The 9,133-nt window shown below is 61.3% G+C and carries 6 protein-coding genes; 2 read left to right on the top strand and 4 right to left on the bottom strand.

Features of this window, described 5'->3' with window-relative positions; genetic code table 11:
* Positions 1 to 2,187, bottom strand: a 2,187-nt coding sequence (locus BV106_RS25470; RefSeq protein ID WP_051946322.1) for a DUF1549 domain-containing protein, incomplete at its 3' end; no start/stop codon positions are given.
* Between the two features lie 104 nt (positions 2,188 to 2,291).
* On the opposite strand from BV106_RS25470, the gene BV106_RS25465 reads away from it, so the two are divergent.
* Both BV106_RS25465 and BV106_RS25460 read left to right on the top strand, forming a co-directional pair.
* Complete coding sequence (locus tag BV106_RS25465; protein WP_265596057.1) at positions 2,292 to 2,819, top strand: sigma-70 family RNA polymerase sigma factor; 528 nt, start codon at positions 2,292 to 2,294, stop codon at positions 2,817 to 2,819.
* A gap of 66 nt (positions 2,820 to 2,885) precedes the next feature.
* Positions 2,886 to 4,343, top strand: coding sequence for a DNRLRE domain-containing protein (locus tag BV106_RS25460; RefSeq protein ID WP_038169407.1), 1,458 nt, complete (start codon positions 2,886 to 2,888; stop codon positions 4,341 to 4,343).
* Between the two features lie 1,257 nt (positions 4,344 to 5,600).
* Here BV106_RS25460 and BV106_RS25455 read toward each other — a convergent pair.
* From BV106_RS25455 to BV106_RS25445, 3 genes are all read right to left on the bottom strand, one after another.
* The gene (locus BV106_RS25455; RefSeq protein ID WP_038169406.1) at positions 5,601 to 7,037 is read right to left on the bottom strand and encodes a YfbK domain-containing protein; all 1,437 of its coding nucleotides are present in this window, start codon (positions 7,035 to 7,037) and stop codon (positions 5,601 to 5,603) included.
* A 43-nt stretch (positions 7,038 to 7,080) separates the two neighbouring features.
* Complete coding sequence (locus BV106_RS25450) at positions 7,081 to 7,617, bottom strand: RNA polymerase sigma factor (RefSeq protein ID WP_029190555.1); 537 nt, start codon at positions 7,615 to 7,617, stop codon at positions 7,081 to 7,083.
* Positions 7,618 to 7,856: 239 nt separating this feature from the next.
* A partial coding sequence (locus BV106_RS25445) for a hypothetical protein (RefSeq protein ID WP_038169404.1) occupies positions 7,857 to 9,133 on the bottom strand: 1,277 nt, incomplete at its 5' end.

The following is a 9,133-nucleotide window of genomic DNA, read 5'->3' as shown; positions in this document are numbered from 1 at the left end:
GGCGGTGAGGGGATTGTTCCGGTTCGCCACCCATTCCGCGAGCTGCCTGCGGCCGCTCTCTGCGTCTGGGATCTCGGGGGCTGGCCCGTGTTGCGCCACCGTCAGGAAGCCGCGGGGCACCTCCGCCCCCAGATTGCGGATGCTGCCGCGGACGTGAATCTTGCAGTCCTCCGGCTCGCTGTCGTCCTGCACCGTCATGGCCTCGGGCCGGGCCAGAGGGGAGGCCTGGAGTTGCTTCAACTCCTTCTCCATATCCTTGAGCTGGGCCTGGGCGGCCTGGAGTTGGGTATTGCCGTCAGTTGCCGCGTCAGGCGAGGTGCTGGCAATTTGCAGTCGGGAGAGTTCATCCAGCGGAACGAAGACCACGGCATCGGCTGTGACGATGCCGTTGGTGCCATCGTTCGAGACCAGCACATAACCTTCGCCACCAGCCACAAAGCGGAACTGACCGAGCGACACGAAGCGGCCGTTGATGGTCGGGTCAGCACGTTGGTCCACGCGCAGGGTCTCCTCCCCATCGGCGTGTAGGATGGTCACTGGCACATTGTCCGCGCGGTCGTTAAGGGCTGTGTAGGAGAGCCAGACCTCATAGCGGCCGTCTTTGGGCACCTTGGGGGTGAAGGTCAGGGTTTTGGCTCCTTTATCCTCGTTCTGGTCATGCAGGTAGCCTTCACCTACATAGGTGGGGTACCGGGTGGAGGACTTCCAGGTGCCCACCACGGTGGCCTGACTGTCGTCCACCACCACGCCGGGGAGCTCGTCAGGAGTCACGGGGCGGGCCTTGGCATCTTTGGCCTCCACTTTTGGGGACAGCTTTTTGATGCGCTTCTTGGCGGCGGCCACATCCGCGGTGAGCTTTTCCAATCGGGCTTCATGTGCCTGAAGCCGTGTCTCCACCTCGCCCTCCATGGGCAGGGGGGTATCGATCCAGTGGGCGACGTTGTCCTTGTAGTTCTTCAGCGTTCGGGTGCTGCGGAAGATGCCAGCCAGCGCGTAGTAGTCACTGGCTGGAATGGGGTCGAACTTGTGATCATGGCAGCGCGCACAGCTCAGGGTCATGCCCAGGAAGGCGCGGCCCATCGTATCCATCTGCTCATCCACGATGTCCATGCGCAGGAGCTGCTTGTCCTGCTCCTCATAGTTGGTGGGGCCCAGCACGAGGAATCCGGTGGCGGTGAGCTGACGGCGGCGCTCGGCCGGCGTGGTGGCGGGCAGCAGATCCCCGGCCAGCTGTTCCGAGATGAAGCGGTCCAGAGGCATGTCCTGGTTGAGGCTCTCGATCACATAGTCACGGTAGCGCCAGGCATCCTTGAAGGGAAGGGTGCGGCCTCCGCCGCTGCTTTCCGCGAACCGCGCGAGATCCAGCCAGTGACGGCCCCAGCGTTCGCCAAAGCGGGGTGAGGAGAGGAGGCGGTCCACAATGGCTCCGTAGGAGGCAAGCGCGGCCTCCCGCGTCTGTCCGGCCATTTGCTGAAACTCGTGCAACTCTGTCGTCGTGGGCGGCATGCCGGTGAGGTCAAAGTAGAGTCGGCGTGCCAGCACTTCCAGCGGGGCGTCCTCGGCGTGTTCTAGTCCTGCGGACTCCAATCCCGCCAGCACAAAGCGATCCGCGCCTGTGGTCGGCCAGGCGGAGTCCTTCACGGCAGGCAGTGGAGGATTGACCGGAGGGACGAAGGCCCAGAACTTCCGGCCATCCTCCATGCTCATGGCCTTGCTCGTCGTCTTGACGGCCTCCGGCGCCCCCGTCCTCGGATCCGGGGCACCCATGGCAATCCAATCCCGGAACACCGCTATTTCCTCTTCCGAAAGCTTCTGCTTTGGGGGCATCTTCAGGTCGCGGTTCGTGTAGCCAACGGCGGACATGAAGAGGCTGGTCTCCGGCTGGTGGGGCAGCAGGGCCGGACCGGAATCGCCGCCGGTCACCCAGCCCTCCCGCGTGTCCAGGCGCAGGCCGCCCTTCACCTTGTGCTCGGGGCTGTGGCAGCTGTAGCACTTGTCCACGAGGAGGGGGCGTACCTTCTTTTCGAAGAACTCCATCTGCTCGGTGGGACTGGCTCCGAAGGCGGCCCCGCCCGTGAGGGCCAGGGCGGCTCCCGCCAGTAAAAGGTGGGGTCGGGTGGTCGCGGTACGAGTCTGGAGTACCTCAGAGGTGCGACCAGCAGAAGGATGGAGGGTGCGTTTTGCCATCTGCAGAAAGGGAACTTACGTAGGGAAGGTCCTCTTTCGTTTTTTTGGACATTGGAAAATTTGTCCATTTTTTCGAAGGCCGGACTACCCTATATGGAATGAACATGCCCGAGCCCGCTGAGGAATTCGTCTTCTTGCTAGCCCGCCACGAGCGGATGCTGCGTGCGTACGTGCATGCGTTGGTGCCTCACGTGCAGGATGCCGATGACATTTTGCAGGAGGCCAAGGTGCGCATGTGGCGCAGTTTCTCCCAGTTCGAATCCGGCACGAACTTCTCCGCCTGGGCGCGAAAGGTCGCCTTTCACCAAGTGCTCTCCTACCGGAAGCGGCGGAAACGTGACCGTCTGGACTTCAGCGATGAGTTCCTGAATACGGTGGCCAGTGAATACGACAACTCTGCGGAGGACCTCGAACACCGCGAGCGCGCCCTGCATGGCTGCATTGCCAAGCTCCCAGACGATCATCGGGAGGTGCTCCAGTTGCGCTACCAAGAGGGCTTCTCCTTGGAGGCGATGGCGGACAAGCTCCAGCGTACCGTGACCGCGCTCTACCGGCAGCTGAGCCGGGTGCGGCATGTGCTGCATGAATGCGTGACCCGCCAGCTCAGCCACACAGAGGAGGGGGCCAACTGAAGCGCTCTGTCCCGACTTTTCTCCTTTTTCCTGCTCTGTTTTTGTTTTGATCCCGCCTGACCCCACATGAATCCCGCCTCCCCCAGTCCCAAAGAAGAAGTCATCCAGCTCTGCGATCGCATGCTGGATGATGCCAGCTTTGACGTGAAGGATCGCGAACATCTCGAGCGCCTGGTGATTAATGACCCGGCGGCACGGCGCGCCTATGTGGAGTACATGCAGCTGCAGTCCCTGCTGGGCGACGTTCGCTTCAAGGACTCGCCGCTGGCCGAGGTGGTGAATTTCCCAGTGTCTCCGCCGACGAAAAGCGTTCGGCGTCATTGGTCCAGCCGGTGGGGGCAGGGGATGGCCGCAGCTGCTGCCGTGGTCATTCTGGCAGCGGGCTGGGGCATGGGGCGCTGGCAGGGCCAGAAGGCCGTGACCGCCCTCTCTGGGCCCGCAGTGGCCAAGCTGGTGGATGTGAAGGGAGCCCGCTGGGATGGGGGCAGTCTGCCCACCGAGGTGGGGGCGGTCTTGTCTACTGGTAGGCTTCGTCTCGCGGCAGGTCTGGCGACATTGGAATTTGAAAAAGGGGCTCGCCTTACTTTGGAAGGGCCGGCGGATCTGGAACTACTGAGCGCGGAGCGTTGCTATCTGCACAGCGGCGCTTTGGTGGCCCATGTTCCGCCACCCGCGGTGGGATTCATGGTGGAGACCGCCCACGCCCGCCTCATCGATCACGGCACCGACTTCGGTGTCAGCACCGGGGCCGATGGACAGGCGCAAGTGCAAGTCTTCCAAGGTGAGGTGGAACTGCAGCACCATCGCAGCGGGGAGAAGGTGAACTTGCTCACCCGGCAGGCTGCGCGCATCACGGAGGAAGACCTGAGCCGTAGCGGCGGCGATCTCGAATCCGAGCGCCCGGACACCCGACGCGTCGTGCCGGAGGAGGCAGATGTGGTGACCCTCACCACGAACTCCGGTCGCGGTCAGGCAGCGTATGTGTGGTCACCGGACACGAAGACGCATTTCTCCGATACCTTGCTGCTGCTCAAACACACCACTCAGATAGCTTGCCGGCGGAAAGCGTGGCTCGGCTTTGACCTTTCCCTGCTTCAGGGCCGGGAAGTTCGCTCTGCTTCCCTGACGCTGCAATTTGAGTCCACCGGCTGGGGTTATGCCTCGCTGCTGCCCGACTGCGAGTTCAGCGTGTACGGTGTGACTGATGATACCCTGGACGCGTGGACGGAGGAGACCGTGAACTGGGAGAATGCTCCTGGCAACGATCCCAAGTCCGCGGGAGCCGACCTCTCCAAGGCCGTCAAACTGGGCAGCTTCACGATCCCGCGCGGTGATGTGGCCGGGGCCTTCTCGATCCGCGGCGAAGAGTTGGCCCGCTTCCTGACCAACGACAAGAACCTCTACGCCACGCTGGTGGTGGTGCGCGAAACGCCCGAGAATGTGGGCGGCGGTCTGGTGCACGGTTTTGCTGGGAATCACCATCCCACGCTCAAACCGCCAACACTGCGTCTCGTGCTGGATTGAGGCTGAAGGTAGAAGAGCCGTCTCGGCTCTTGGGGGCGCTGGGGTGTGAGGGAACAAGAACCGAGACGGTTCTTCTACATTGTCGTCGTGTTGGCGAAGAAAAGGGGTGCGAACCCGTGTAGCCGCCACATCGGCCGCTGACAAACGAGCTAGGTAAGCGCTATGACGGCAGGGTTGGAGTTCCGCCTTTAGGCGGTTCAGTCGAGTAACCCCTGACGTCGCGTCCGGTGACGGCCTGCTTTCTCCACAGTACCCAAACCCCTCCGTTCACCCGCGGGACCGGAGATCCCGCCTCCCTTACCGGGTGGCGGATGGCATAGAGAAGGTAGAAGAGCCGTCCCGGCTCTTGGGGGGCGCTGGGTGGTGTGGGAACAAGAACCGAGACGGTTCTTCTACATTGTGGCCGTGCAGGCGACGGTTCTTTTACCTTCTACTCTATCTGACTATGCTTCTCCACGCCCAGCCAGCTGTCGCTTCCCGCTGAGACTGCTGTCAAGCGTTCGCTCGCTGTGAATAACTTCGGGTTTTGTTCGCAACTTCTGCTGCTGAGGCAGCAATTTGGGCAACTTTCCACTTGCCAAAGTTTTGCCCGGAACGGCTGGCATACGGATTGTGCATGGCTGGTCCCATCATGCCCCCCAAAATATAAATGTGAAGTTCGCGACACCTTTCACCGTTGGGATCAAACAATGCGAACCCTCAACGCAAACCGTCCAAACCCTCTGCAACTGGTTGAGCAAGAGGCAAAAAGGATTTTTGCGACATTTTGTAGAATTCTACAAGATGTTGATACAGAGTGCTTTAGAAAGAATGGTGTCGAAAAATCACCAAAATGGGTATTTGACAGTCGAAATTCAGCGAGTGTGACGACCGTGTCACTAAGGTTGTTTGAATGTGATTTTTCCGTTCCACGCAATTAATTCGGGCGTTCCACGCGATCAGGGTTCAAGCGTGGAACGGACCTTTCAGGGTGGGCAACAGCAAAGGTGCTCAACACTGGGTTGGGGACCGTGTGAGGAAGATGTGAATAACTTGTGGGTAATTCGTTAAGAACCTTGTGGGGCGGGGCTCTGGGGAGAGGCTGGCTCCAAAAGCCACAACCGCTTGAACTGTGCCGGAGCTGTCAGGAACTTCCCTTGTTATGGGAAGTATGGCTCACAAGGCGCAGCGATGCCGATACGCCAAAAGCAAAAGGGAGTCCTCATCGGACTCCCTTTGCGAAACTGAAGGAGGGTAATTGCTGCCCGCTGAGCGGCCTTAAAGGCCGGAGATCCGCTGGGCCTGACGAACTCCGTGGATGAACTTGGCGCGTTCTCCTTGGGGATCGGCACCCTTGGTGCCTTCGGCGATGTCGAGCACGAGTTTGTAGTTCAGTGCGCCGATGTTCTCCGTGCCCTGGAGGAGGAGGCCGAAGCCCACCATGGCTGTCTCAAACACGAAGTCCTCTCTGGAATCCTGCCAGGTCTGGCCACGATCAAGGATCTTGAGCGGGGTGGGATTGGCGACATTGGCGGTGCGAGGCTGCGTCAGCTCGATCGTGCCGAGCGTCACTGGACGATCCAGCGTGGCAGCGAAGTTCCGGGACGGAATGATCTCATACCAGGCAAAGCGGGTGGCCAACGTGGCACCGGCGGTGGGGGGCATGTGCTTCTCCGCAACGAGGCGATAGCCCTGAACGTGGAAGGGATCAAACTTCGCCAAGAGCTGGTAGTTGGCCTCATTGACCTCTACCCCCGGTTGGTCCACGGGAACGCGGGCGACGAAGCGCAGCAGGCGCCGGCTGGAGTCCCACGGGCATGAGGCGATCTCGGCCTTCCAGGAGTGGATGTTCAGCGCGGGTTGCGGATCGGGCTTGCGCAGGGGCTCCGGACCTGGCTTTTGACCGCCTGGCAGCGGGGAGGCCAGCTTGACGCCAGCAAACTCATCTGGAACAGGAAGCTTGGCGGGGCGAAGGAGCTTGGGCTGGAGCGAGATGGCATCCTGCTGCGCCTTGTGAGCCAGAGCAAAGGCCTTCATCGAGAAAGCTGGCGCGGCCGGGCGGGTAGCGGGATTGCCACCGGCAGGAGACTCCGCCACGGCAGCGAGCTGTGCGGAGGCTCGCACCTCAGGAGTCAGCACCACGCCATCCACGGCAGCTTCCACGTGCATCGCCACTGGGGCGGAGGATTCATGCGCGACCACCACCGGTGGAGCCATGACTGGAACGAAATCCAGAGGTTCCACCTTCGTGGAAGTGGCGACCAGGTTTTCGGCGGCGGTTGCCTGAGCGGATTGAGCGGTTGTGGCTTCGTTGCTCGAAGCCAAGGTGGGTGAGGCAGGTGAGTGTCCACCTGTTGCGGCGGACTTCTGCCCTACCACGAACGCTCCTACCGCAAGGCTGGCGGCGGCGGCGTACTTCACCGCATTCCACATGGGGCGGCGGTAAGGCTGGGCTGGCGTGGCAAAGGGGATGACCGCGGCATCGCGTGCTGGGGCGCTGGCCATGGCCAACACGGTCTCGCGTTGGCGAGGATTAAGCGTGCGCCGTGGAATGGAGGGAGCCTCCTGCAGCACGGAAAGGGTTTCCTGAATGAGCTCAAGCTCGGCCCTGGCTTCGGGGGAGCTGGCTAGCCACTGACATACCCGCGTGGTTTGCGCGGCGTTCAACTCGCCCATGGCATAGGCGGTGAGGTCAGGGTGATCTTCGTAGTTCATGTGATGGGGCGGAGTCGGGGAAAGTTTTTGTGGGGAGCGGGCTTCAGATTTCGCTGTAGGTGCGATGCATCAGCTTTCGCAGTCGCTTGATGCCGGTATGCAGGAGGAAGCCCACATTCGTGACGCTGAGGCCGGTGACAGATGAGATTTCTTTGTAGCTGAGTCCGTGCTGGAACTTGAGGCGGATGACCTCGCGTTGGTTGAGGGGAAGCTGCTCCATGCACTGCCAGACGTGCTCAAGCATTTCCTCCTTGCTGGCGTCCTCACTGGGATCGGGCTGCCATTCATCCAGCCAGTCGAGGTGGTCGTCATTGTCCGTGAGGACGAGACGGTGCTCCTTGCGGAGGACGTCGAAGGCGCGATTCCGGCAGACGGCGTAAAGCCATGCCTTGAGATTCTCGCGCACCCGGATGGGGTCGGCGAGGTAGAGTTTGAGGAGAGTGTCCTGAACGACATCCCGGGCACGTTCCTCATCCCCTCCCAAGATGCTGCACGCGTACGCAATGAGGCTGCTCTCATGCTGGGCGAGGGCTTCCCGCACCAGCCCGCTGGCTGTTGGATCACTAGGCTGTGGAGGCATGAAGGCATTGCTCACAGCAGGAACGATCTAGGGATGGTATTATTAGGCCTCCTTAAGATTTCTTAAGAAAATCGGCGTCGTCCTCAGGAGGTACGTCTGGATACTCTCACTTGCGTGGGCACAATGGCAAGCCCGAACAAAAAGAGAGTGGATCGAAAACAAAGAAAAACCCGCTCCGAGAGCCTCGGAACGGGTTTTGAGGAAGAGGGGGTGCTAGTCGCGCCAGCCAGCGCTGAGGGCTAGGACTTGGGGATCTCGTTGAGTGTGTAGTAGCCCACGGGGTGTAGCACTGCCTGGCCATCCTTGGATTTCACGCCAGGGATGTCCAGCTGGTGGACGTGGCCCTTGGTCAGCGGGGTGACCTTGAGCTTCACCGTGGTGCCGTCGTCAGAGACGGAGGCAACTTCCACCTTGGGGAGGACTTCATCCACCTCAGGGCTGCCGTAGCTGGACTGCCAGATGTACGTCCAGGCGCGCATCTTGTAGTTGTTGGCGTCCTTGGCCGTGGCGTCATCCACCGGCTGGGTGAATTTCACCTCGAACCCTTCCGGGGTGGCTTTGATCTCATGCATCTCAAACGGGACCTTGCCCGTCCAAGTGATGCGCTCCAGGTCGAAAGGCTTGCCGCCTCTCGCGCCCCAGCCGCGGTCTGAGCCGCCCACGAAGAGCACGCCATCAGGCGACATGCGCACGCCGATGGGGCCGCTCTGCAGACCTTTCAGGAAGGGGAACACGCAGCCCTGCTTTACTCCGTTCACCGTCTCCAACGTCACGCGGTTCACCACGGAGAAGGACTGGTCGGTGATGAAGAGCTGCTTGGTGAAGGGGCCAAACTTGCCGCTTTCATCCCAGTCCCAGGCTGTGGGGGAGTTCCCGACTTTGGCATGGGGCAGGATCACTGCCGGAGGGGCGAATTTGGGGTTGCGCTCACGCTCTTGGGTGATGCGGGTGCCGGTCACACTTTCCAGGGGCTTTTCACCCATGGCGTTGTCCCACCACTTCAGTGTTTCCGGGTGCCCGTGGAAGGAGCCCACCAGCAGCGGCTTGAGTGAGCTGGAACCGTTCCACACGCCCTGGTTGTCGTCATAATAGGCGGTGCCATCTGGCGAGAAACCCACGCCGCCTGGAGAGCGGAGCCCGGCCGCGGTCGGGATGGATTTGCCATCGGGCGTGATGCGCAGGCACCAGCCACGGTAGGGGGCATTGGAGTGGAACGAACCCGTGAGACAAAGCGTGACCCAGAGGTTGCCTTTGGGGTCGAAACGAGACCCAAAGGCGTACTCGTGATAGTCACCGGTGATGTTCCAGTCGGCGTTCACCGTCTCGAAGATGTCGGCGCGGCCATCGCCGTCTTTGTCCTTGAGGCGGGACACCTCCGGCCGCTGGGTGACGTAGAGCCAGCCGTCCTTATACGCGAGGCCCAGCACCTCGTGCAGACCGGAGGCAAAGAGCTTGTACTTGGCATTGGCAGGATCGGTGGTGAAGGCGTTGTCCACGATGTACACGTCGCCACGGC

The sequence above is a fragment of the Verrucomicrobium sp. BvORR106 genome (genome assembly GCF_000739655.1).
Lineage (GTDB): Bacteria > Verrucomicrobiota > Verrucomicrobiia > Verrucomicrobiales > Verrucomicrobiaceae > Verrucomicrobium.
This window is presented reverse-complemented; position numbering and strand designations above follow the sequence as displayed.

Excerpts from the sequence above, each read along its gene's own strand:
- BV106_RS25455 (WP_038169406.1), bottom strand. The coding sequence starts at position 7,037 with ATGAACTACGAAGATCACCCTGACCTCACCGCCTATGCCATGGGCGAG.
- BV106_RS25465 (WP_265596057.1), top strand. The coding sequence starts at position 2,292 with ATGCCCGAGCCCGCTGAGGAATTCGTCTTCTTGCTAGCCCGCCACGAG.
- BV106_RS25450 (WP_029190555.1), bottom strand. The coding sequence starts at position 7,617 with ATGCCTCCACAGCCTAGTGATCCAACAGCCAGCGGGCTGGTGCGGGAA.
- BV106_RS25460 (WP_038169407.1), top strand. The coding sequence starts at position 2,886 with ATGAATCCCGCCTCCCCCAGTCCCAAAGAAGAAGTCATCCAGCTCTGC.